Origin of the sequence: Flavobacterium sp. LS1P28 (assembly GCF_003970335.1) — a bacterium.
GTDB lineage: Bacteria > Bacteroidota > Bacteroidia > Flavobacteriales > Flavobacteriaceae > Flavobacterium.
This window is the reverse complement of sequence record NZ_RYDI01000022.1, coordinates 1-26,276: the sequence shown is the minus strand read 5'-3', so window position 1 is coordinate 26,276 and position 26,276 is coordinate 1. Positions and strand designations below refer to the sequence as shown.

The following is a 26,276-nucleotide window of genomic DNA, read 5'->3' as shown; positions in this document are numbered from 1 at the left end:
ACTCTTTTTTACAGGTTTTCGGTCTTCCCCTGGCGTCCGGCACGCATTATTTACGTTTGCTATTTCGCTTGAGAAATAATTTTATCACTAATCTTGTAACTGACAATATTACTCCCGATCATACCATACAATTTGTTATCTCGTACTATAAAACTTCTGAGCTTGGAGCCATCCACATTATAAATGTAAAAACTAGAAATGTATGATCGCTTCTTTAGACTATACACATCAATAATACTTGCCTCATTCCACATTGATTCGGGTTCATACCGGCCAATAAGGCCGGCATTTACAAAGAGAAGGCCATTATCTACAGCACTTCCTTTATTGACAATCAGCGGTGGTTTTGACATTTTTTTCTCGCCCCGGCTTTTCACTTCGGCTATTGAAATTTGTGCCTTTGAGATAGTATCAATGGTATTTCCGCGGTACTTGACTTTCATCATGCGATCGGCAACTGTATATTGGTTCCGATATCGGTATAGGAATATGAATTGCTTTGTTTTTTGGTCATAATGTAGTGATCCATCGCTGTCAAAATTGCCGTCTATTTGTTGTTGCAGTATGTTGTTCCCGTATTTAACCACATTAGTCTTAAAATTAAGGATGCCAACTGTGCTTTTTCCAGTATTGGTTTGTGATCTGAATGCGATTGTAGTAGAATCAACGATTTGCGGATGTGAAAAGTAAGTGTTGCTTTTCCATAGGAGCGAAGCTTTCCAATCTGCAATATTTCCTCGAAAAACACAAGGAACCGTTCCGTCTATAACATAAAAATATGATGCATTAATTCTTACGCTTACTGAACGAAATAGTAGTGACGTATCTGTTAAAGTAATTCGTTTTATCGTGTTGATTTTAAGTGTATTGTCAATACTAACTATTTTTAAAGGATTAGTTGTATTGCCTAAATATATAGTGCCATTATCCTCTCCTGCTATATAATAGGAATTATAAGTAAGAGGTGTTTGATTGGTTAAAGAAGCGGACTGAAAAAACTGCCGTATAAAACTATTACGGTGCCGAGATATATCATCTGAAATAACATACAGTAGTCCTATACTACAAATGCTTAAAATTGTTGTCGCAGCTATAGTAGCATACATCACTTTTGTTTTTGAAAGTAATATTATGGATACCCCTGCGATTATTATAAAAAACAAATTGAATATAAGGTGTTCAGTCCATCCCAGTTTTTCAAGTATTCCTCCACATGAACAGGGGATGTAAGAGGAGTAGTTGAGTATAATGTAAATGTAAGTGGTGAACATTACCATGAGACTATATGCAGCTAACAACGCTTTTAATCTATATTTCTTGAAAAAAAGCAAAACTGAAATTAATAATTCAGCAGCGGGTATTGTCCAGACAATCAAAGCCGCAAAAGAACTTAGCAAAGGGGACTGTCCTAGTTGAATTCGGAAATTTTCAAAATCGATGATTTTACTGATTGCCGCATAAGTAAAAAGAAAAGCATAGCTGTAGCTTACAAAAATTACAATACCATTTTTTATGTTCGCCGTATATTTCATATCACTATCCGTTTATTTGGTTATGTAAAATTCTATCATTTAAATTTGTAATGTTATGCAAATCAGGCTTTTCGTTATACTAAAAGGAAACTTCCATAAAAACAGGGTTCTCTTTACTCAGATGGACGGTTGAGGTCGCTAGGAGCATAGCCATAATGCTTTTTGAAAGCCTTATAAAAGTTTAAGTAGGCGCTAAAACCACATATAAAGGCAATTTCCTTCAAAGGGATTTCAGTCTTCTGAATGAGTAGATGGGATTTCTTAAGGCGTTCCAAATGATAAAAATTGTAGACGCTAGTATTGAAATACTTACGGAAACCTATCTTTAGCTTGTGCTCTTCAGACGCAAACATAGCAGCCAATTTTTTTAGGGTAGGAAGGGGCTCTTCCAAGTGATTTAAGATGTAATCATAAATACTTTGCATTACCACAGCTTCGGATTGTTTTTTTGGATTTGTTTTTATTACAAACGTTGCGTCTGACGACAGTTCTTGCAAGATGGTAGTAATTGAGTTTACGATTATTTTGTCACTGTAGTGTAGCCGTGATATGGTGCAAAAAGTTGGAAGTAATTTATTATTACCCGTTATAAAAATTAGCGGAACGGTGCTGTGGTAATTATCATCAAGTGAGGCTTCTATCTTTTTTTTATTCCAAATACTGAAGGACTGTGGCGCAATAAGCTTTCCAAAGTCAACTTGAAATAATTCTTCGGATTCGTAGTATAGTGCTTGTAGAGCGTGTGTATTAAAATTGCGGATAATAAAGTTATCGTCTAAAATAAATGTAGTTTGTACTAAGTTTTGATAACTGTAATGCGGGTTAACAGAACCTGATCGGAGTATAATATCATGCATCTGTCCAGCAAGAGTGTTAAGCATTTCAGAGAGTTTATCAACTTCGTCGTTTTGGTCTGTTTTGATAATTCTGAATGAGAGGTTGCCGGTTGCCATTTCAAAAAGCATTTGGTAAATCACCTTAATCCGTTGTTGGTTTTGTTGCGTATCCATTGTGTTGTATTAGTGAAGATTTGTCGGAATGGAGTGGGGAAGTGGAGACAAAATTATATAATACAATTCTCTAAATCAAGAAGTATAGTGTGCAATTCGGGAATTGAATAGGTGTTTTTTAGAGAAAAGTGAGTGGTGTCCTTCGACAAGCTCAGGATGACAGGGAATAGTGAGAAGTGATTGACGAAATGATTTTTAATTTCATAATCAAAGAGTAATTCTCGATGCGTTCTATAGTTGAGGTATGGAATGATAGGAATTATTGTAGTTTGTTTATTAGGTATTTACGAGATATAGAAGGTTTTTGAGTTTAAGAACAGGTTATAATTAAGAGGGGGGAGGGATAAGAAAGATGCTGATGAGGTGTCTTTATTTGTGTATATTTTTTGTTTTTTTGATATTGATAAAATTGTAAAAATAGTAATAACAACATCCTTTTCAACTTCTGATTTAAGAGCATTTGCGAAAGCGATATTGAGTTAGCAAAATTGATTCTTTCAACAATAAAACGTTTTGAATTACTAATTGATTTTTTACAATCTGAGGAAGATTATGAATATCTAGATATAAGTTTGTATCAGTATTTTAATTTAGAAAATTCTGAAGAATTAATCAAAGAAACTAAAATGCTCCCTCTTTAATTACTTAGAATTAAGACTGAAAATAACGGGTTCAAGTTTAAAGTAGAAGATGAAAAATCAAAATTATTCTTAAATTCATTAGTCTCATGTGAAATAATAGAAGTGGATGTTTTTTTAAATTTAAGAAATTTTTTAACACCTGCTGCTTTGGCGACTTGCTTCACCGCCTATTGCACGCCTCGTTGACTGTAGCGATTGTCAAAATCCCCTCCAGCTCCAGAAGCCAAAAACCTGCGAAAAATAGCTGACAGCTAATAAGTTTTTTTCTATGTTGAAGACAGCGGAGAAGATCGCTTACACCTGAGATATCATTGTTAAATATTTAACCTTACAAAAAGGTTTTTATGGGACATAAGTAATAACCATGGTATAATGTCGTATTTTAAAATCAGGATAAAATCATGTAAAAATCTGATTTAAAGCTGTTTTACTTAAAGTTAATTCTTTTGACTTTACGACTTTTAAACTTTCGACTTACTTAATAGTATTAGAAACGAAGATCTTCCTTATTTAACTGTTCATTTTACAGTAATTGTTTTTTTAATTTTTTAAAGAAAGGATTATTCATTAGCTTAATTTGATCAACAACCAAACGGGCTATAGCCAAAGCTCCTTTTCTACTTAAATGTGTGTCATCAGACTTTCCCTCTGGATAATAGGAATTCTCACCGGGTTTAAAATGCAAATGTAGCGCTTTCGATTTTTCGGGACCATAAGAGGTTTCAAGTAATTCTGAATAATATTCTAAATCCACAAAAGGCACATTGTACTCTAGGGCTACCAAACGAGTTTCAAACGGATAATCACCATGCGTTCCGACTAATACTCCATTTTCATTAAAATTTCTTCTGGCAATTGATGAAAACAAAATTGGAATTGCCCCTTTTTCCCTGCTTTCATTTACAAGCCGAATGATGTTATGTCGATACGTTGTATGTGGATTTGTATACCGAGTAAAATCGGTTAATTTTTCATCATTATGCCCAAATTGTATAAAAACATAATCTCCCGGTTTTAAAACCTTAAAAACTGCTTCCCATTTTTTCTCATCAATAAAACTGCGTGTACTTCCGCCATTTACCGCTCGATTCTTTATAATTACATTCGAATTAAAAAACAGACGCAATACCTGTCCCCAACCGGTTTCTGGGTTTTCTTCCGGTTTTATTTTATCAGCCATCGTAGAATCACCAATAGTATAAATTGTAGTTTTTTGAGACAGTCTGTTTAAGGAAATTAACAACGTCAAAACAATAATAGGTTTCATAAAAATTATTTTTTTTTAATATATTACTTTGCAGCAGTAAGAATTGTACCTCTCTCACCAATTACAACTTCATTAAAAGTTACATTTTTAGTAGTAGTAAGGCTCAATCCGTTTTTAGCTCATTGTATTATAAAACGGTTCAAATTAACGTTTTCTACTTTTTATCGGGGTATCCTTCTATTACAATTCCCGTGTTGGTGACTTCAGTGCAACTGATATTAAAGAAATATCCGAATTTAGACGGAAATAATCCGCTTTCTACTCCATGTTATTGGCAGTGATGTAAATGCAGTCTTCCATGTCCTAAAAGAAATATTGGACAAAAATATATATTTAAAATAGCGCGCTCGATCTCTATTTGTTTTAATTTAAATTATCTCTTTTTAAATATCCACTCGCTTTACAGTAATCAACATACATATTTCGAACTCCGGCCATCATTTCACTTCCTATTACAATCGCATGCAGTCTTTTGAACTGGTAATTTCTTATTACGATATTTCCAAAAGGAGTTGCTGAAGTGCTACGTCATTAGTCATCTCTACCAAATTTCAGGGCTTGTCCACGGTATTGTCTCGAAAAATTCTAGCGATATCACTCAGTCATAAACAGATCAAAAATCGACTTTAAGTCAAAATAGCTGATGTTTTTTGATGGTCTGTTTAATATTTGCTCTTTTTTTACTATTGTAAAATCGTATCAATCTCATCTAATTCATCTTTGGAGAAAGTAAGATTCTGCAGACTGTCAATATTGTAATTGAGTTGTGCAATTGAACTAGCTCCAATTAATACTGAGGTAATACGATTATCTTTTAACAACCAAGCCAAAGCCATTTGTGCTAAAGATTGGTTTCTTTTTTGCGCAATTAAAGTCAATTGAATAATTTTCAAAATTTTTTCCTCCGAAACTTCTTCAGTTTTTAAATGACCATTAGGATTAGAGGCACGAGAGTTTTTCGGAATCCCTTTTATATATTTATCAGTTAAAAGTCCTTGGGCTAAAGGTGAAAAAGCAATACAACCAACTCCTTTTTCTTCCAGAATGTTTAATAATCCGATTTCCGGATTTCGCTCAAACATTGAATATTTGACTTGATGAATCAGACAAGGTGTTCCCAATTGCTTTAGAATATCGACAGCGTCTCTGGTCTGTTCCGGATTATAATTAGATATCCCAGCATACATAGCTTTTCCGCTTCGAACAGCATAATCCAAAGCCATCATGGTTTCTTCCAATGGTGTTTCAGGATCATAACGATGAGAATAGAAAACATCTACATACTCCAAATTCATCCGCTTCAAACTCTGATTCAAACTGGACAATAAATACTTACGGGAACCCCAATCGCCATAAGGACCCTTCCACATAGTATAACCGGCTTTGGTCGAAACTACAATTTCGTCACGAAGATTTCCATGAAAATTCTTCTTTAAAATTTTACCAAAAGTAATCTCAGCAGAGCCCGGATCCGGACCGTAATTATTGGCTAAATCAAAATGTGTAATTCCTTTATCAAAAGCAGCCTTAGCAATGCCTTCTGCATTTTCGAAACTATCTACCGACCCAAAATTATGCCATAATCCTAAAGATATTTGCGGTAATAATAAACCACTTTTTCCGCATCTGTTGTAATCCATATTTTTATCTAAAATAGTTTATAATTAAGAGACAAATTTATTGTTTCTTTGAATCAAATTTGAATAATAAATTCACTTATTTATTTTGAAAAGTTACAAAATTCACCATGCTAGAACGAAACCTAAAAAGGCTTGATTCATTTTATTATTTATCATAAATTGTTTTATTTAGTACTGTTTTTAGATGACTATGAATAGTTTCAATTTTTTTACTGATTTGATTAGCCGCTTTTAAATTTTTGCTTTTAATTTTTATTTCTATAGAAAAATCATTTTCTCTTTTCGAAACAAGCTTAACGGTAAAAATTCCATTTGGATAATATACTCTCAAGCCATCCGTTTCTTCCATTAAATACAGATCGAATTCCCCTTTTAACCAATTGATAAATTGATCATAAAATTCAGTTTTTTCTACCTTTGTATATCTGGTAAAAGTATGAAATGGTGCCTCAAAAGAAATATTCATTTTTTAAATACATTTTTTAATTTCGTTGATAAATTTTATTGCCAGTTCGTCTGCCTCATCTTCGGAAATACTTTCGGTATAAATTCGAATAATAGGTTCTGTACTAATCGTATCTTCACAAATTCTGGCATCTCTTCCAATAATTAGTGAAATTTTTTTTTTAATATTTTGCTGCTTTAACTAGATACCATACGCTGCTGCAAATTTTATAGCATTTATTGGAGTCAAATTATCATTAACTATGCCTCCAATAGTTCCTGTAATTCCTGAAATCGATTTTATTGATGTCATTTTATCATTTACTTAAAATTCCCATCTAACAAATGCTTCCATTGCTGCATAATGGGACAATCCTAATTCATCATACAAATTGGCAGTTTCTTTATTTCTATCCTCGGCTCTTTGCCAAAACTCTCTGCTGTCTGCTCCTTGAAACACGACACCATCTTTTTGGGATTGATGCTTAAATATCCCTTTTCGTTTTTCCAACACTTGGTCTGGCCCCATCGGTACAGCCATTTCGATCTCGTCAATTCCCCATTCTTGCCAAGCCCCTCTGTATAACCAAACCCAACAATCATTCATGTACTTTTTAGGTTTTAAACGTTTTATAGCTTCAAAAATAGCATCTAAACATACTTTATGGGTTCCGTGTGGGTCTGCCAAATCACCTGCTGCATAAATTTGATGTGGTTTAATTTTCTCGATGAGATCCATCGTGATTTGAATATCTGATTCTCCTATTGGGTTTTTCTCAATAGTTCCTGTTTCATAAAACGGAAGTTCCATGAAATGAATCTGCTCTTCTGGAATACCAACATAAAAACTGGTTGATCGTGCCTCACCTTTTCGAATTAAACCTTTGATGTATCTTACTTCGGCGATATCAACCTCACTCGCTTTTTTGTTCTTTAGGAATGTTATTGCTTTTTTATAAATATTTTCTGCCTCAGGGCTTTTGATACCGAACTTATCATTATAATCACAAACAAAGCTTGCAAATCGTAGCGCTTCATCATCAGCTACTGCTATATTACCGGAGGTTTGATAACCAATATGTACTTCATGTCCTTGTTCATGCAATCTCTTGAATGTGCCACCCATACTAATAATATCATCATCTGGATGTGGACTAAAAATAAGAACACGCTTTTTGGCAGGCTCTGCACGTTCTGGTCGTTTGCTGTCATCGGCATTGGGTTTGCCTCCTGGCCATCCTGTTATAGTATTTTGAAGCTTGTTGAACATTTTTATATTAATGTCGTAAGCTGGTCCTGAATCGGCTAATAAATCACTCATGCCATTTTCTATATAATCAGCATCTGTAAGCATTAAAATAGGTTTTTTCAAATGAAGGGCTAAACCCAATGTCGCTTTCCTTATAAGTTTATCTGTCCATACTATTTTTTCGACTAACCAAGGCGTATTAATTCGGGTTAATTTTGAGGAGGCTTTCCTATCTAAAACAAAGGTGGCATTTGTATGTTCTTGCAAAAATGAAGCCGGTACTAAATTTGTAACTGTACCTTCTACCGATGCTTTTATAATATTCGCTTTTCCTTCTCCCCAAGCCATAAGAATCACTCTATTTGCTTCCATAATCTTTTTAACTCCCAATGTAATAGCTGTTCTAGGAGTATGATCTAAGCCAGAAAAGTCACTGCTTGCAGCTACTCTTGTAATATGATCTAAAGCTACTAATCGTGTTTTAGAATTTTGTAAAGATCCTGATTCATTAAATCCTATATGACCGTTTCCTCCAATTCCTAAAATTTGTAAATCTATTCCTCCAAGAGCTTCAATTTTGGCTTCATATGTGGCACAATAATTCGCTATTTCTTCTTTTGACAATGTTCCATCCGGAACATGGATGTTTTCCGGTAAAATATCAACTTGATTAAATAACAATTCTTTCATAAATCGCACATAGCTATTTATGGAATCTCGCTCCATAGGATAATATTCATCTAAATTGAATGACACTACATTTTTAAAACTTAATCCTTCTTCTTTGTGTAAGCGCACTAGTTCTGAATACAATCCTTTCGGGGAAGAACCTGTGGCCAACCCCAATATACAAGGCTGTTTTTGGGCTTGTTTAACTTTTATCAAATCTGATATTTCTTTAGCTACAGCTTTAGAGGCAGCTACTGAATTTTCATAAACTACGGTTCCTATATTCTCAAACCGCTTTTCGAAACCTGTGGCTTTATCAATATTACTATTTAACATGGCTTAATTTTTATAATTTATTTTTAATTTTATTGATATTTCCCAAAATATTATCTAACACTCAGGATGTATAGAATTCTTGACTAAATGATTTTTTATATTTTGAACATGAAAAAATTTAATGTTTTCAGGTTGTTTTATTATCAAGCTTTCTTTAAATGAACCTTGTTCCAACTTAATTCTAGGGAGTGATCGTCTATAATAAGTAACAAATAATGGTGTTTTCATTTCTTCAAAGACATTATTTACAAGTAAATATTCTTCATACGTTGATTTCATTGTTTTCTAAATACAACAAATTTTGCCTGATGCAACAACTTTTAGAGCATAATAGCAATGAGAATCTGGCGGAGTTGCTATACATAAGGAGTCGACTTCAGGATCATTTATTAAATCATCCACATCTCCATAAAACTTAAGAACACTGTACTTAATTGCATAATCTTCGGCTTTTGAAATATTGCGCTGCATGACTGCATTGTAACTCAAAACCTTCCACTTTTTGATAGGCAGGACCGCTTCTAAGTTCTGTTACATTTCCGCATCCAATAATCCCCCATTTATACTTTTTTCTCAAACATATTGACAAACTGTTATCCTAATATTCTCAATATTTATTCAAAATATATTGCCTCATCAAAATGTTTTTTTATTTATTATTTCTTGACCAGCTTTTATAATTATGCCCCCAGATAGCAAAAAATAGAATAATGGAATAACAGGGAATTAAAATCCAATAACTACTTGTTGCTGCTGTTGCCAAAGCATCTGATTCATTTATTCCTTTAGCAATAAGCTCTTGTTTATTGGCATCAACCATTCTACCATATAATGGTGGAATAATTGCTCCACCTGAAATCGCCATAATTAATAAGGCTGACGCTGTCTTAGTGAATTTTCCTAATCCATCTAAAGTTAAAGGCCATATTGCTGGCCAAACCAGTGCATTGGCAATGCCTAATGATGCCACAAATAAAATAGACGTAAAGCCGGTGGTTAATAATATACAAACACTGAAAATGAGGCCTAATGCAGCACTAATTATAAGTGCAGTTCCTTGTTTTAAATACTTGGGTATTAAAAAAACTCCTAGAGCATAGGTACACACCATTGCTAATAAGGTTAAAGTTGTAAAGAACTTGGCGTCTGCAGCTGGGAAACCTAACGAAATACCATAGGCTATTATAGTATCTCCAGCTATAACTTCTGCCCCTATATAGACAAATAATGTTAAAACACCCAACCATAAATGAGGAAACTGAAAGATACTTTTTTTTGTTTCAGATCCTTCTTTTATCTCATTCACTTCAGCTGCTTCAACGTGAGGCAGAGGTGCTTTTCTAATTAATAATCCTAAAATTAATAATACTGTAGCCATTATTAAGTAAGGCATAAAAACACTGTCTGCCATAGTATCTAATAACACTGCTTTTTCTTCAATCGACGCGCTTCCTAATTTTTGTTTGACTTCATCTATTCCTGATAATAATAATGTGCCAAAAATCAAAGATCCTATTGCACCGGCTGTTTTATTGGCTATTCCCATAATGGCAATACGTTTGGCACCACTATCGATAGGTCCCAAAATTGTAATATACGGGTTCGCAGCTGTTTGTAATAAAGTCATCCCGACACCTTGAATAAAAATACCTGTTAAAAACACCCAGTAAGTTCTTGCCTCAGCCGCTGGAATAAATACTAAAGCGCCAATCGCCATTATTATTAATCCTAAAGACATTCCTTTTTTGTAACCTATCTTATTCAAAATATATGAAGCTGGTAAAGCCATTACTACAAATGAAATATAGGATGCCGATGCTACCAAATAGGATTGAGCATCGGTTAATTCATTGATAGTTTTCATAAATGGAATTAGTGCACCATTAATCCAGGTAACAAAACCAAATATGAAAAATAAGCCTGCTATAATTAGTATTGGGACTAAATTGTTTTTTGATTTAATACTATTACTCATATCTGTGAATTTTTAATTCTATTAGTTAATTAACGATGCTTTATGGTAAAATTCAATAGTCTCTTTCAAGGCATGATCTATAGAATACTGTGGTTTAAATCCTAGTTGAGTGAATTTTGAAGGATTTGCTTTTGAATGTTTAATATCTCCTGATCTTTCATCCAGAAATTTTATTTTTGATTTGGAGTTGGTTATTTCAATGATTTTTTCCGCTAATTCTAATATTGACGTGTTATGGCCTAGAGCCACATTATAGGTTTCATTCCCTTTTTGAGATGCCAAAATATTTGCTCTTACCACATCTTTTACATAAATAAAATCTCTAGTTTGTAAGCCATCTCCAAAAATGGTTATCGGTTTGTTTTGAAGTGCATTATTTATGAAAATTGGTACCGCTGCTGCATAGGCTGATTTTAAATTTTGTCTAGGACCAAAAACATTGAAATAACGTAATGAAGCAGTAGGAAGACCCCATTGATCTTGATACATTTTCAGATAAAACTCACCATCTAATTTTGTAACAGCATACGGAGTCATCGGTTCCGGAGTCATTGTTTCTATTTTAGGCAATATGGGATTGTCTCCATAATTAGCCGCAGATGAAGAAAGTACTACTTTGCAATTTACATTCTTCTTTGCGGCCTCCAAAATATTTATTGTCCCCAATGTATTGATTTCAATACATTCGTTTATATTTAAAAGGGATTCCGGGACGCTTACCAAAGCCGCTAAGTGAAATATACCATTAGCACCTTGCACTAGTTCTTCCACAAGATTTTTATCCCTGATATCTCCTTTTTCAAATTGAACATTCAGCCCATTAATATTTTTTTCGAATCCCGTTCTTAAACTGTCCAAAACAATTACATGATGTCCTTTAGCGGATAAATATTCAGCAATGTGACTTCCTATAAATCCTGCGCCACCTGTTATTATATACTTCTTCATTTTTTTTAAATATTAGGAGTTATCCTTTCAGAATTATTAGTCATTCCAATTTAATACAGGATACTGTTTTTTTAGATAGGCCTTTACTTCAGCTATGTCTTCTTTTGCCGTTAAATCCGGTACGTGTTCAGAAAAAGGGATGCCAAATGTGGTATTTGGGTGTTCTTTTAATGCGTTTAAAAGTACGGTAGGTAATTCCTTTTCGTCTCTTTCAGGATGAACGGGACAGTTTTTTAGATAAGGATAGATAAGATCTCCTTTAAATTTAAAAGCATTCATGCTCACTCTTAACTTTCCCTCGGAATCTTTGTAACTCTCTAAATTAGCTGCAGTTGGTTTTTCAAGAATATCAAATAATTGATTATCATGGTCGAGTTTGGCAATGGCAAATCGAGAAATTCGTTCCGATGGAAATTCCATCGCATCTCTATTATAACTTATAAAAGCATTAGGACTATCTGTTTCTCTAAGCGCATAAAGTGCATCGACTGAATACAAGTTGTCGCTGTTGCAAACCGAGTAATCCAATGAATTCAGTTCCGGATATTGTTCTACAGCTTGAAATAATGCATCTGCAGTACCTAATGGTTTGGCTCTTCCTTCCGGAATATATTGAATAGCAAAAGAGATAGTTAAACCATGAAAATCATTGTATTTGTTTTCACTTCCGTAAAATTCTTTAAATAGATCACCCCGCTCACCAATAATAATATAGATATTTTTATACCCTGCTTTTTTCGCATTCAATAAAAGATAATCCAATAATGGTCTTCCATTTGGGCCAACACCAATTAATCCTTTACTTCTTTCATTCGCTTGCGCAATTTCTTCGTCACTCAAATTATCAACTGTAACTTGTTTTTTCATTCTGGAAGAAGCGCCGCCAGCCAAAATAATTAGATTGTCATGCATAATTAATTCTTTAAAATTTTAATGTTTTCTAGTATTCTCGCGCCAGGATCAACGGTTACCGTATAGGCTTCTATTGCCCCTGCAGTCAGTATTGCTGCCACTACTGGAGCTTCATTTCCCGGTTCAGCCAGTACTACAATACTACCGCCTCCACCTGAACCAACTATTTTTGCCCCATACGCCCCAGCTTTCAATGCAGCATTAATCATGGCATCAATTTTTGGCACAGTTATTTTTAATAAATCTCTTAAAACAGCGTGATGTTGATTCATTAAAGCACCAATCTTCTTTAAATCTGGAGTTGGTTTTTCAAATTCTTTTAAAGCCTCTTTTGTATAATGGTAATTCTTGATGGCAGCTTCAAAATAAGTAATCAATCGGTCTGGTAAATAATTATAGTATTTATCTAAATCTTCTATTTCGGATGTATTTAAATCAAAATCTTTAAAATTTTGTTTTATAATGTCAATTGCAATCAAGGCATTTCCTTTTAATTCTCCTATCAAACCAATGGTTTCTTTAGGTACCCCGGAAACACCGGTTATTAATCCTTTTAGTTCTGTTCCAATAATGGTATAAGAAAAAGGATCTTTGGTATTGATGTGTACAATATTGCCCACTCCGATGCTGTAATGATCCATCATTCCGCCTGGTTCTCCGTGCTCTAAAACTTCAGAAGCATACCCCATTTTTGCAATAAATTCCGGAGTAACTTCGGCATCAACTCCAAAAGCGGTAACCAAAAAATGAATCCAAGCCATTAATAAAGCCGATGAACTTGAGGTTCCGGAATTGATAGGAATATCTCCTTTTATGGTAATATCGTATCCTACAGTTGGAATACAACCTTGTCTTCTCAAAACTCTTAAGGAAGAGGCAAAATAATCTCGAGGTGCTAATTCTGAAAAAATACCGTGAATATCAATGACCCTAACTTCATTAATATCCTCCATGTTTAGTCTGAAAACTGAAGTGTCATTTTGAACTGCAGTTAATTTTATATTTAGATTGATTGCACATGCAATGACGGGCAAACCTAAATAGTCTTGATGATCTCCAAAGAGACACGTTCGTCCAGGAGCTAATGATATAATTTTTTTCACTTTTTAGAGATGTTAAAAACGCTGTATTAATAGTGTTTAATGCTAATTTTATTTATAATTCTAACTGTTTATTTAGTTTTACTTTACGAAACTATAGATTAAATTCTAATAAAACAAGTAAAAAACAATAAATGTGCTCGAACACACTTATTTCGTGTTGTCGAGCACATTTTTAAATTGTATGAAAAAATACGATCATAAAAAGATTATTACTAACAATGAAAGAATGTCAAACGTATAATTAGGTACTCATTCGTTAATTCAGTCTTACAAAAAAAAATAAAACCAAAGTTTTTATATATTTGCTCATTATGGATAAAAAGTATACAATAAAGGATATTGCTAAATTAGCCGGTGTTTCGAAAGGAACTGTTGACAGAGTTTTGCACAAAAGAGGTAAAGTCTCACCAGCTGCTTTGGACAAAGTCAACGAAGTTTTAAAAGTAATTGACTACGAGCCAAACCTTATTGCTAGGAATTTAAAGAATAATAAAATTTATCGCATTTGTATTGTTCTTCCTGATCCCAAAATTGATACTTATTGGCATCCTTGCCTGAGTGGTATTGATGATGCGGTGAAAGAATTCAAAGCCTATAATTTGATTATTGAAACCTTTTACTTTAATCCGGAAAAAAAGAAATCCTTTTTAAAAACGAATAAAGAGGTATTGGAATTATCTCCGGATGCTGTTTTGCTAACGCCTTTATTCCATAAAGAAACTGTAGATGTTATCGAAGAATACAATTCGTTAAACATCATTGTAAATACTTTTAATAACCAAGTCGAGTCCAGTTTTGTAAAAAGTTTCGTTGGTCAGGATTTATTTAGAAGTGGACGAGTGGCAGCAAAATTAATAGATTCGATTACCGGTACCGGTCAAATTGCCATTGTTCATATTGATGAAACCTACAAAAATGCAATTCACATGCAGGAAAAGGAAAAAGGTTTTAGAAATTATTTTGATGAGAAAGAAAATTCTCCATACACGATTACCACTTTAAAATTAAAAAATCCAAATGTTGAGCTTAGTTGCAATACTTTCCTGAATGAAAATCCAGAGGTTACAGGAATTTTTGTTACTACTTCTAAATCGTATCAAATTGCTAAGGTAATTAGTGAATTTAAAGGTAAAAAAATTAGAGTGGTCGGTTATGATTTGATTGATGAAAATGTTACTTATTTGAATCAAGGCGTCATCGATTTTATGATTCATCAAAACCAGAAAAGACAGGCATATCTCGGAATAACCTCTTTGGTGGAACATTTTCTCTTTCAGAATGAAATTCCAAAAATGATTTTTTTGCCGATTGATATTGTGAACGCGGAAAATGCGGAGTATTATATTGAATAAAAAAATTTATTCTTTTAAAATAAAAACTCCGAAAGAAGATGCAATGTGGAAATTGGGAGTTTCCGTATTTGGGTTTACCCAAGTAATCCAATTAGGTTCATAACATTCATTTTGGGCTTTACTATATTTAGCCCTAAAAACACCGGTTTCAATAATGTTGTTTTTTATTAAATTAAGACTTTTCAAAGATTCGATACTAATTGATCCCTCAACCATAAAAGTATTAGCTTGTACAGATGATTTAACTACTAAATCATTTTTGGGCCAGTTCCAACTGAAATCGAAATTCTTATTAGGATACGCAATAAAATCCATTATTCGCCCAGAAGTGTCGATCTCTAAACAATAATAAGGATTCAGTCCATTATCAGTTCTGAAAAAGAGTTCAACTCTATCAGAAATCCCAATACTTTCAAAACTTTCATCTTGCTTTTCTATGTGGATTTCAGTATCTAAAACTGTAAAATTAAAAAATAATTTGTCTCGATTCCAAAGTGCTTTAAATGTAGTTTCAGTTACTTTTTTAGTATTCCACGGGGAACAAAAATCAGTTAAAATCTGGGCTTCAGCCCACGCTATGTCATCGCCTTTTCCGGAGACAGTCAGATCTTTGTTTTCAATTAAATGGACATCATATTCTTTCATTTCTGGAATCATTTTATACGGTATTTAATATTTCTGTGAAACTGTGTTTGAACAGAAATTCTCGAAATATAGTTAAAAGAAATTTCAATGAATCTATTTATTCTTTTTTTAGCCTAATTATAAGTCTTACATTCATCTCTTAGCTGTTAAATTTAAAATTAAGTGATGGTAAATTGAGATTAAATGGTCAATTTATAGTGCGTAACTATTGTTGAAGTTTTAATTTTTAGTTTAAAAAATTCCGAATTTCTTATTATTTAATGAGTATGTCCTTTTTTACTTGAAATAAATGATATGAAACCCCACAGGATTTTATAATTGAAAAACTAGAATTTTAGTACTAAAAAAACGTTTCGAGTATTTTTTGTGTGCTCGACAACACAAATAATATGTGTTCGAGCACATTATTTGTGTTTTTCCTTGTTTAATAAAAATATAATCTCTAGTTTCGTCATGTATTAAAAAATAATCAATCTTTTATTAGGTCAAAATTTAATGTTTTTGAAGATTATATCAAAGGCTGTATTTAGAAATATGCATAAAAAAAGAGGGTGGATTTAGACAAAAATTAGCTCAGTTAAGAAATTATAAATCAAATTTTTTAGAGTTCATTTTTGTCCATCAAAAAAACATACAAACAACACTTAATACTGAATAAACCAACAAACAATTATTAACTAAAACCATTTCAAGAGTATGAAATTATTAACCCAAAAAAAACCAAGGGGCTTAAGGATTAAAAGTATGACACACAAAGAAATTAAATTAACAATTCTTTCTTTTCTAGCTTTAACTTTTCAATTTTCTACTGCTTCGACCATAAAGACAATCGCTTTATCCGAAACTAATGTATTATTAGTTCAGAAAGTTGTAAAAGGAAAAGTTACCGATGAAAGTGGAGCACCTCTTCCTGGAGCTAATGTGCTTATCAAAGGTACTACTATTGGTGTTCAAACTGATGCTGATGGTAATTTTGCTATTGATGTAGTAGGAAATAATAATACTTTAGTTGTTTCATTTATTGGAATGGAAGAACAAGAAATTGCTATTGGCAATGACCCATTAACTATTGTTTTAAAAGAAACCGGACAAAAATTAAATGAAGTCGTTATTGTTGGCTATAGTACGATTAAAAAAGAAAGTTTGACGGGTTCCTTACAAACAATTACCAATAAGAAGCTTACAGATGCTACAACTCCCTCTGTTGAAAATTTATTAGCAGGGAAAGCTACTGGAGTTTATGTAAATTCTGGATCTGGACAGCCTGGTGAAGCTGGTAAAATAATTATTAGAGGTAAAACAACTGTAAACGGAAGTACAGATCCTCTATGGGTTGTTGATGGAGTTATTGTAGGAAGTAGTGCCGGGAGCATTAATCCCATGGATATTGAAACTATGACGATTCTAAAAGATGCAGCCTCTACTGCTGTATACGGTTCTCAAGGGGCTAACGGAGTTATTGTGGTTACAACAAAAAGTGGAAAATCAGGCAAAGCAACTATTAATTTCTCGACGAAGATGGCTGCTACCACATTAAACACGGGTAATTTCAGCTTAATGAATGGAAATGAATTATATGACTTGTACGATTCTTTTTCGAACAAACAGGACTTTTCAACGGCATGGTGGTGGACTCCGGAACTGAGAAATAAAAACTTTGATTGGTGGGATAATGCCACAAGAACAGGTTTAGCAACCGATCATAACCTCTCTATAAGTGGTGGTAATGAGGATTTCAAAAGCTATGTTTCTCTGGGGGTGTATGATGAGACAGCAGCAATAAGAGGCTATGACTACAAACGGTATAATGCACTATTGAAATTTAGTTATAAAGTAAATAATTGGTTAACCATACGCCCACAGATAAACGCAACCCGCAGAGATGTTTTAAATAAACAACATTCAGTTGGTGCAATGTATGGTAATATGCCTTGGGATAACCCGTATTTAGCAGATGGAACTTTGGTAGGAAATCAACCAAATCCTACTTGGGTAAACACCACCGGATCAAACTATTTGTATGATTTACAATGGAATTACAGCGAGTCTGAAGCCTATGATATTCGAAGTAATTTTGATTTTGACATAAAACTTACGGATTGGCTGACTTTTGCCTCTGTAAACAGTTATATCTTTTCAAATTCAAATTCTACCTCCTATTCAGATCCACGTTCTTCCAGCGGATTAGCAGTAAAAGGAAGAATTGAGGATTATATGAGTTCGTATAATAGAGCCTATACCAATCAATTGTTCAAATTCAAAAAATCATTTGGAAAACATGATTTTAATGCCATCGCCGGCTATGAATGGAATGAATTTAATTCTAAAAATACAGTAGGAATTGCAACTGGATTTGCTCCGGGGTTTGTAGTGAGTGATGTGGCCTCGATTCCTGAAAGAGTGAGAGGAAGCAAAGCGCAATGGGCCGTACAATCATTATTATCGAATGTAAATTATACCTATGATAATAAGTACTTAGCACAAGTTTCGATTAGACGTGACGGAGCTTCAAATTTTGGGGTTAATTCACAATACGGGAATTTTTACTCTGTAAGTGGTGGATGGAATATTCATAAAGAAGCTTTTTTTAAAGCGGATTATATCACAAATTTAAAACTTAGAGCCAGTTATGGATCAGTAGGAAACAGACCAAACAGTCTTTATCCACACTATGCCCTGTATTCATTAACGACAGGGTACAATGAAAATCCAGGAGCCATAATTTCTCAAATTGCGAATCCTGATTTAAGTTGGGAAAAAACATATACGGCCGGTGTGGGTTTAGATATTTCGTTTTTAAGACGATTCAACCTGACTTTGGATTATTATGATAAAGATACTTCGGGTTTATTGTACCAAGTTCCTTTGCCAGGAGTTATTGGAGTGACTAGTATTTGGAAAAACGTAGGAGCAGTAAGCAATAAAGGTTTTGAAGCGGCACTTAATGTTGAAATTATTAATAATGAAGATTGGAGATGGGCTGTAGATGCTAATATTGGTGTGAATAAAAACAAAGTAACGAGTCTTTATGGCGAAAGACAACAAATCATCGTGAGAGATGGATCTGGTATTTCCGGTTCAGCTAATAAATTATTGACTCCCGGAAAGGATGTAGATACGTGGTACCTTACAGAATGGGCTGGTGTAGATCCAGAGAGCGGAAGACCACAATGGTTTGAAACCAATGCAGCAGGAGAACGCGTTAAAACCTTCAGTTATAGTGCCGCTTCAAAAACACCAATTGCTATGGGAGCGTATACGCCTTCCTTTTTTGGTGGATTTTCAACAAATTTAAATTATAAGAGTTTTGATCTTGCTGCCATATTTACCTATTCAGTAGGAGGCGAAATTTATAATTATGCCAGAGCTGAATTTGATTCAGATGGAGCCTATACAGATCGCAACCAAATGAATCTTCACAGCGGATGGAGCCGATGGGAAAAACCAGGTGATATTGCTACGCATCCTCAAGCCAGTTATAACAATCAAAGTAACTCAAATAAAGCTTCGTCTCGTTTCTTAGAAACTGGAACCTATCTAAAAATGAGAAGCCTTTCTTTAGGATATAATCTAAATGTGGAGCGTTTTAATATTTCGAATCTTAGATTATTTGTAGCTGCAGAAAACTTATTTACAATTTCTCACTTCTCTGGAGTTGATCCTGAGATACCACCTAGTAATGGTCAAATAACAGGAGTTGCCACCTCAGTATATCCTCAGACACGCAAATTTGTATTAGGTCTTAATCTTACTCTTTAAAAAAAATAAATCATGAAAAAGATATTTATATTATTCATTACAATTAGTTTTTTATACTCTTGTGAACTGGAGAGAGAACCTTTTAATGCTTACACCGAGGACAAAATCCTTGCAGATAAGGAAGCGGCTGTCGAAGTACTTTTGAATGGGTGTTACGCACAACTTAAAGGTTGGTCAGATGTTATGCACAGAGTAGGGGAATATCCCGGAGATAATATCATGATAAGAGGAACTTCTACGGATGCTTTCTATTCCTTTATTTCGTACCAGCACATACCGGATAATGGAAGATTATCTGTTTTTTGGAACAACAGTTATAAAATTATTTCACAATCAAGTGACTTAATCAAAATTATTTCAGAAGGTGAAAATGCGCAAATTGACCAACAATTAGGAGAAGCCTACTACTTAAGAGGAATGATTTACTTCTATTTGTCTCGTACCTACGGTAGACCTTATGCACAATCCCCTGACTCTAATTTGGGAGTACCCATTGTAAACGGAATGCCTGCCGATATTGATAATTTACGTCTCCCAGACAGATCCACAATTAAAGACAGCTACCAACAAGCCATTAATGATTTGAAAAAAGCAGAAACGCTAATGACCGTAAAACGTAGTGCGACTTATGCAACCAGAGAGGCAGCGCAAGCAATGCTATCCAGAGTATACTTATACATGAGCGGAACGTACCAAAGTCCAAATCAAGAATATGCTACTCTTGCCATAGAATATGCTACAAAAGTAATTGCAAGTGGAAATTACAATTTACTTAGTAGAGCGGATTTTATGAAATACAATACCTTTGCTCCTGATGCTGCCGGACAAACGGAAACCATTTTTGCTGTTAAACGTGTGGCTTCAGAGTTCTCCGGATTCGATCACTATTATGGAATTGGCGGCATGTACGCCAATATTCAAGGACAAGGTTGGGGCGAAATGTATGCCAGTGCTAAATATTTAGATTTACTGCGCAAGTCTGGTCAAAAGAATGATGCTCGTTGGGCATTTATTAAACCACAATACGCACTGGATGCATCAGACAATAAAACAGAAGCCTTCCGTTTTGTCCATGATTCGTATAATACCAGCTCAGTACAAACAGGGTATAACTATTTGCAACAACCGCTTAAGCGTAATGCTGACGGTACATTTTACATTAATATTGGGACAGATAAATACGATCTAACTGTAGTTAATGCTGCTGAAAATAGTTATTCGATTGACTATAAAGGAAAAACATATGTTGGTGAAAAAGATTTTATGATGTTATTGAACCGTGTATATCCAATGTATTATATCACTAAATGCTCTTTACAGGATAACGATTCGCATCTTCATTCGCCAATCATTTCAAGACTATCTGAAATGTATTTGAATATGGCAGAAGCGTATGCAAAAAAAGGGGATTATCAAAATGCACGTATTAACCTAAATATAGTAAGAGAAAGATCAATTCCTGGTGCTGGATATACTTCATTAACGAGTGCCAATGCTATTCAATTTATTGATGAAGAACGTCAATTAGAATTAGCTTTCGAAGCACATAGAGGGTATGATGTATATAGAAACGGACAAACAATGACACGTCATTATCCGGGACCACATCGTGCCATGGAAGATATTCCTGCATCCAGTTTGCGTGTGATACAGTACATTCCTCAATCAGAAATAAATGCTTATCCTGGAACGCTGACCCAAAATCAATAATAAAAGGTTAGAATGAGGTTGTAAAAACGTCCATTTGGTTAAGAATAAAAGGGGTCAGAAAAGGGAAATACCGAACATAAAAAGTATAAAAATTATAGATGAAAAAAAAATTCTTTACAAACCTATTAGTAATCTTAGTATTGATTCCACTTACTTCTTGTAGCGGTAATGAAAAAAATGATACTATTGTTGGGGATGATTCTAAAATGATATCCGAAATTTCTCTGCCTCTTGGTGGAAATGCTTTTAGTTCAACTCCCTTTGCGGAAGTTGAAACCATTACAAAAAATGGAATCGAGTATTGGACCAATTCAGAAGAATATTTTACTGCTTACTTTCGAATTTCTGAGCCGGGAGTGTTCGAATTTTCAATAAATAAGGATTCATTGGTAGTTCTGGGAAAAGCAACTTTAGAATTCACCATTAACGACGAATCCAAAAGTATTGAATTCAACGACACCAAAAAAAATTCTTACCCAATAGGACGTTGGGAAATTACGGAACCGGGTTATGTTGCTTTAAAAATAAAAGGGATCAGCAAGAATAAAAGTCATTTCCCTTCTATTTCAAGAGTAACAATTAACAGCTCGATTGCGAAAGATAAAATTGCATTTGTTCAAAATGACGAAGCTAGTTTTTATCATTGGGGAAGAAGAGGTCCTTCTGTACATCTAAATTATCAAGTACCTGAAAAAGTAAATGCCGAATGGTATTACAACGAAGTTACTGTACCAAAAGGACAAGATATTATAGGGTCTTATTATATGGCAAATGGGTTTGCAGAAGGATATTTTGGTATACAGGTTAACTCGGATAAAGAGCGTAGAGTATTGTTCTCCGTTTGGAGTCCATTTGTAACGGATGATCCAGCAACCATTCCAGATTCCAAAAAAATTAAACTTCTTAAAAAAGGAGAAAACGTAACGACGGGTGAATTTGGAAATGAGGGTTCCGGCGGACAAAGTTATTTGAAATACAATTGGATCGCAGGGAACACCTATAAGTTTTTACTTCGTGGAATTCCTCAAAATGATAATTCAACGACCTATACCGCTTACTTTTTTGCACCCGAATTAAATAAATGGCAATTAATCGCCAGTTTTAACCGTCCCGAAACCAATACTTATCTAAAACGATTTCATTCGTTTTTAGAAAATTTTTCTCCGGAACAAGGAAATAAATCTCGCGAAGTCTTGTTCAATAATCAATGGTATTGTGATGCTACCGGAAATTGGACAGAGATTAACTCCGCAAAATTCACAACAGACAACACGGGTACTAAAGGGTACCGTATGGATTATTCAGGTGGTTTGCTAAATAACGAATCATTCTATTTGAAAAACGGAGGCTTTTTTAATAATTTTACCAAAGCTCAAAGTGTTTTTACAAGACCGTTACATCAGAAGAAACCTGTTATTGATTTTAGTAAATTACCATAGATTACTCACGGTTTAAGCTAACACAACAAATAGTAAAATAGTGCAGAATGGGTAATCTACAGTTTGATTATCTTCCTTTTTTTTAATAAATAAATTAAATTATGAAAACTAGTATTTTTAAATTGCTACTTATTTCCTTTCTTTTTCTAGGATGGGCCAATGTATCGGCTCAAATGATTAAAACTCCGGCTCCAAAACGAGATAAAGGACAAACCGATGTCTTGCGTCTTGCAACAGCTCCCATTCCTAATGTGCGTATTGCGTTCATAGGTTTAGGCATGCGTGGTCCAGGTGCAGTAGAACGTATGACACATATTCCTGGCGTTGAAATTGTGGCTTTATGTGATATGACACAAGAAAACACTTCTAAAGCAAATGAAATTCTTACTAAAGCGGGGCTTCCAAAAGCGAAAGAATTTTTTGGAGATGAAAATGCTTGGAGAAAAGTAACTGCTCTTCCTAATGTAGATCTTGTATATGTAGCAACAGATTGGAAAAACCATGCGAAAATTGGCGTTCAGGCCATGAAAGATGGTAAAAACGTAGCTATTGAAGTTCCTGGAGCAATGACCATGGAAGAAATTTGGGATCTGATTAATACTTCCGAAAAAACACGCAAGCATTGTATGCAGCTTGAAAATTGTGTGTACGATTTCTTCGAATTGACGACATTAAATATGGCGCAACAAGGATTGTTTGGAGAAATCCTGCATGCCGAGGGATCCTATATCCACGGTTTACAACCTTTCTGGGGTGAGTATTGGAACAACTGGCGTATGGATTATAATAGAAAACACCGTGGCGATATTTATGCAACGCATGGAATGGGACCGGCTTGTCAAGCATTGAACATTCACCGCGGAGATAAAATGAACTATTTGGTTTCTATGGATACTAAAGCCGTTGGTAATCCTGCGTATATTAAAGAAAAATCAGGAATAGAAGTAACGGACTTTAGAAATGGGGATCACACAATGACTATGATTCGTACCGAAAAAGGAAAAACAATCCAAATTCAACATGATGTAACTTCACCACGCCCTTACAGCCGTATGTACCAACTTAGCGGAACAAAAGGGTTTGCTAATAAATACCCTGTTGAAGGATATGCTTTGGATTCAAAAGCGATAGGTTCAGATATTGCACCAAATCATGAAAACTTGAGTGCACACAAGTTTGTTCCTGAAGACGTGAAAAAAGCATTAATGGAAAAATACAAGCATCCTATTGTAAAAGAAATTGAAGAGCAAGCAAAAAAAGTAGGCGGTCACGGTGGAATGGATTTCATCATGGATTACCGCTTGATTTATTGTTTACAAAATGGACTTCCATTGGATATGGACGTTTATGACTTGGCTGAATGGTCTTGTCTTGGACCACTAACGGAAATTTCCTTGGATAACAGTTCTGCACCAGTTGAGATTCCTGATTTCACTCGTGGGGGTTGGCAAAAATTGAAAGGTTTAGAGTTTTCTAAATAAAAATTAATTTTAAAATCATTCAAAAAGAGGATTATGACATAAAGTAGTTTATAAAGTTGATTATTAAATGACATTATAAATGAATGCAGAATACGATTTGGGTGGTGGATTGAGATAATAATAACAATAGTTTCAAAGGATACTATTCAGTAATGGGTGTAAATTTAAAAGTAAAGGGGTTTAACTTTTTAATTAAAGTTGAATCCCTTTACTTTTAATAGTTAAACAATTAAAATACTAAAACATACTTAATGCATATCATCAAACTGTCAGATGAATTGGTCCGTAAAAATATAGCATTTGCCGCAGATCATAACCCATTACAATTGAGGATTAATACCATCACGGTCCAAAAATGAAGAAATTTAAAAATTCACCTTTAACACCAAAATAGAAACGGTCAACGAAAAACCTCCCTTTAAAATTCAGTTGATATAAGATGTTTGGGTGTTAATGGGTATTACAAATAGTAATGGCTGAATACTAAAGGTAAAGCATAAAAAATATGAATTAAGTTTGCCCAACGAAGTACTTCTTGTCTTTGCAGGATTATATTCCAATTGGGTAAATAAAGAAACCGGAGAAATAAAAAACATATACACCATACTAACCACCGAAGTCAATACACTTTTGTCTGTAATACACAATCGTAAAAAAAGAATGTTTTAAACCGTAATAATGAATCCAGATAGTTGAATTATGAGCTAATAGAGTACTTTGCATTTCTCTATTAGGCAAATTTAATCGCTGTTAAATGATGAAGGCATCATTGACAACATTACTGGAAAACATGCCAGGTTTTTAATTCTACTATAGGTTCTTCATCGCGTGCAATCAAGCGGTCTCTCTGCGGTCGTTCTCTTTGTTCCGTTCGGCAGCTCCAGTCGGTCAACCTTACAGTTTTATAAGAACATTTTTTTGAAATAAGCAATTATTATTTCAATTCATTAGTTAGGTTTCCCTCCATTCCGCAGACACTTCACAGCACAAAAAAATAAGGCAGCCAAAAAATAGGCAACCTTATTTTTTCCGCTGTTCGTTCCTCATCTTCACACGTTCTCTACCCTGCGTTCGGCAGGGCTATTACATCCACAATACCGCTTCATTCCGTTACACTCCGCAGGCTACGTTCCACTGCATTCCAGCAGTATCATGTCTGTCGCCCTTTATTTTTTCAGCGGTGGCGCTCTTCGCACAGCCATCGGGGTTGGCGCCGTTCCGTGAAAAACGTCACGTTGCCCTAAATCAAGGAACGCCTGCGGCTGTCTTCTATTTTTCCCCCACCGTTTCACGCTCTTCTTCCTTCATTTTGCGTCTCGTTCCTCACCAGCTGCAATTCTCGGCTTCAGGTGGCTGTTCGATTGCCGCAACCCCGCCACTGCGCTCCTCGATAAATAATGATTTCCGCTATCGCTACAATCATCATTTTCTGCGGTGCTTGGGGGTGTTTGATTGCCTTGCGAGAGAAACGAAGCAATCACAATAACGCCCACAGAAAAACCTCAACAAAACGATATTGCAATTTTTTGAAAAGAAAAAGAAAAAAATCCAGCAAACATAGCATCCATTCCTCACTTTCAGTCGGTCGTTCCTCCCTCCATTTTCGTTCGTCATTTCTGCTGATTAAATAGCTTTCTTTTTTTCTCTTTTTTCTTTTCAAAAAATTAAGGTCGAATCTTTAAAACCAATACGCCACGGCGAATTTCATCATTAAAACACACCAAAAAAATGCAGCTTATAAAGCTAACCAAATCTTTATTCTCAACAAAGGGATGAATAGTGGCAAATGGAGCGTAGCGGAATTCACCAATACTAAAAAATATATATTAACACATTGGTAATCCTCAAAAAGAACCTTTTACAAATAGTTTTGTAATACTATTTCAAAATGAAGGAGATACCGAAACGGTTTACTGGTTAGCCTATAGTTTATGGAAAGCAAGATTCTGGGACCAATCTCTGGTTGAGTCCGTAATTCCTTTTTTACGAATCGACGATTTTAAAAAAGATTTTAACTCAAAAGTAAATGAAATGCTGCAGGAGCACGAGCTGCACAAAAAAATTGTTAAAGCTTTAAAAATACTGGAATTTAATGAAGAACAATTTTACAAAAACATCAAATTGATTAATGATATAAGAAAAGCTATGTTGCGAAATTATTGCA

The 26,276-nt window shown here is 34.3% G+C and carries 21 protein-coding genes and 1 pseudogene; 8 read left to right on the top strand and 14 right to left on the bottom strand.

The features are described 5' to 3' along the window. Positions 1-59 precede the first annotated feature (59 nt). From EKL97_RS13835 to EKL97_RS13780, 13 genes and pseudogenes are all read right to left on the bottom strand, one after another. Entirely contained in the window at positions 60-1,532 is a 1,473-nt protein-coding gene (locus EKL97_RS13835; protein ID WP_126569098.1) for a MauE/DoxX family redox-associated membrane protein, read from the bottom strand. A 113-nt stretch (positions 1,533-1,645) separates the two neighbouring features. Further along, complete coding sequence (locus EKL97_RS13830; RefSeq protein WP_126569097.1) at positions 1,646-2,542, bottom strand: helix-turn-helix domain-containing protein; 897 nt, start codon at positions 2,540-2,542, stop codon at positions 1,646-1,648. A gap of 1,164 nt (positions 2,543-3,706) precedes the next feature. Then, complete coding sequence (locus EKL97_RS13825; RefSeq protein ID WP_126569096.1) at positions 3,707-4,450, bottom strand: rhamnogalacturonan acetylesterase; 744 nt, start codon at positions 4,448-4,450, stop codon at positions 3,707-3,709. 683 nt (positions 4,451-5,133) lie between these two features. Next, entirely contained in the window at positions 5,134-6,090 is a 957-nt protein-coding gene (locus EKL97_RS13820; RefSeq protein ID WP_126515712.1) for an aldo/keto reductase, read from the bottom strand. 145 nt (positions 6,091-6,235) lie between these two features. Beyond that, positions 6,236-6,556 carry a hypothetical protein gene (locus EKL97_RS13815; RefSeq protein WP_126569095.1) on the bottom strand — a complete coding sequence of 107 codons (321 nt, stop codon included), beginning with the start codon at positions 6,554-6,556 and terminating at the stop codon, positions 6,236-6,238. A 120-nt stretch (positions 6,557-6,676) separates the two neighbouring features. Continuing rightward, positions 6,677-6,847 (bottom strand): annotated as a pseudogene (locus EKL97_RS13810) (phosphoglucosamine mutase); the annotation flags it as partial. Between the two features lie 12 nt (positions 6,848-6,859). Further along, positions 6,860-8,788 (bottom strand): glucosamine-6-phosphate deaminase, encoded by a 1,929-nt coding sequence (gene nagB, locus EKL97_RS13805; RefSeq protein WP_126455263.1) that lies wholly within the window; start codon positions 8,786-8,788, stop codon positions 6,860-6,862. Positions 8,789-9,073: 285 nt separating this feature from the next. Beyond that, entirely contained in the window at positions 9,074-9,259 is a 186-nt protein-coding gene (locus EKL97_RS15920; protein WP_233588601.1) for a Gfo/Idh/MocA family oxidoreductase, read from the bottom strand. Then, positions 9,219-9,365 (bottom strand): hypothetical protein, encoded by a 147-nt coding sequence (locus EKL97_RS15915; RefSeq protein ID WP_233588603.1) that lies wholly within the window; start codon positions 9,363-9,365, stop codon positions 9,219-9,221. Before EKL97_RS15915 ends, EKL97_RS15920 begins: the two co-directional genes overlap by 41 nt. A 72-nt stretch (positions 9,366-9,437) precedes the next feature. Continuing rightward, positions 9,438-10,763 (bottom strand): sugar MFS transporter, encoded by a 1,326-nt coding sequence (locus EKL97_RS13795; protein ID WP_126455261.1) that lies wholly within the window; start codon positions 10,761-10,763, stop codon positions 9,438-9,440. A 21-nt stretch (positions 10,764-10,784) separates the two neighbouring features. Beyond that, on the bottom strand, positions 10,785-11,711 hold the full coding sequence (locus EKL97_RS13790; protein WP_126455259.1) for an NAD-dependent epimerase/dehydratase family protein: 927 nt from the start codon (positions 11,709-11,711) through the stop codon (positions 10,785-10,787). Positions 11,712-11,747: 36 nt separating this feature from the next. Further along, positions 11,748-12,623, bottom strand: a complete 876-nt coding sequence (locus EKL97_RS13785; protein ID WP_126515708.1) for a sugar phosphate nucleotidyltransferase — start codon at positions 12,621-12,623, stop codon at positions 11,748-11,750. A 2-nt stretch (positions 12,624-12,625) separates the two neighbouring features. Further along, positions 12,626-13,726, bottom strand: a complete 1,101-nt coding sequence (locus EKL97_RS13780; RefSeq protein WP_126515707.1) for a galactokinase family protein — start codon at positions 13,724-13,726, stop codon at positions 12,626-12,628. A 311-nt stretch (positions 13,727-14,037) separates the two neighbouring features. Between EKL97_RS13780 and EKL97_RS13775 the strand changes: the two genes are divergently transcribed. Then, a complete protein-coding gene (locus EKL97_RS13775) occupies positions 14,038-15,078 on the top strand; it encodes a LacI family DNA-binding transcriptional regulator (protein ID WP_126515706.1) in 1,041 nt (346 codons plus the stop codon). A 6-nt stretch (positions 15,079-15,084) separates the two neighbouring features. Here EKL97_RS13775 and EKL97_RS13770 read toward each other — a convergent pair whose 3' ends face one another. Continuing rightward, on the bottom strand, positions 15,085-15,735 hold the full coding sequence (locus tag EKL97_RS13770) for a sugar-binding protein (protein WP_233588599.1): 651 nt from the start codon (positions 15,733-15,735) through the stop codon (positions 15,085-15,087). Between the two features lie 732 nt (positions 15,736-16,467). Here EKL97_RS13770 and EKL97_RS13765 point away from each other — a divergent pair. From EKL97_RS13765 to EKL97_RS16125, 7 genes are all read left to right on the top strand, one after another. Further along, entirely contained in the window at positions 16,468-19,482 is a 3,015-nt protein-coding gene (locus EKL97_RS13765; protein WP_233588598.1) for a SusC/RagA family TonB-linked outer membrane protein, read from the top strand. A gap of 12 nt (positions 19,483-19,494) precedes the next feature. After that, complete coding sequence (locus tag EKL97_RS13760; protein ID WP_126455249.1) at positions 19,495-21,192, top strand: RagB/SusD family nutrient uptake outer membrane protein; 1,698 nt, start codon at positions 19,495-19,497, stop codon at positions 21,190-21,192. Positions 21,193-21,290: 98 nt separating this feature from the next. Beyond that, the gene (locus EKL97_RS13755) at positions 21,291-22,631 is read left to right on the top strand and encodes a DUF3472 domain-containing protein (RefSeq protein WP_233588597.1); all 1,341 of its coding nucleotides are present in this window, start codon (positions 21,291-21,293) and stop codon (positions 22,629-22,631) included. A 101-nt stretch (positions 22,632-22,732) separates the two neighbouring features. Next, positions 22,733-24,112, top strand: coding sequence for a Gfo/Idh/MocA family protein (locus EKL97_RS13750; RefSeq protein ID WP_126455247.1), 1,380 nt, complete (start codon positions 22,733-22,735; stop codon positions 24,110-24,112). Between the two features lie 480 nt (positions 24,113-24,592). Beyond that, positions 24,593-24,781 (top strand): SOS response-associated peptidase family protein, encoded by a 189-nt coding sequence (locus tag EKL97_RS16135; protein WP_126569112.1) that lies wholly within the window; start codon positions 24,593-24,595, stop codon positions 24,779-24,781. Between the two features lie 1,037 nt (positions 24,782-25,818). Further along, the gene (locus tag EKL97_RS16130) at positions 25,819-25,953 is read left to right on the top strand and encodes a DUF6943 family protein (protein ID WP_410503684.1); all 135 of its coding nucleotides are present in this window, start codon (positions 25,819-25,821) and stop codon (positions 25,951-25,953) included. Beyond that, a partial coding sequence (locus tag EKL97_RS16125; protein ID WP_410503683.1) for a DUF6943 family protein occupies positions 25,946-26,276 on the top strand: 331 nt, incomplete at its 3' end. The genes EKL97_RS16130 and EKL97_RS16125, both read left to right, overlap by 8 nt.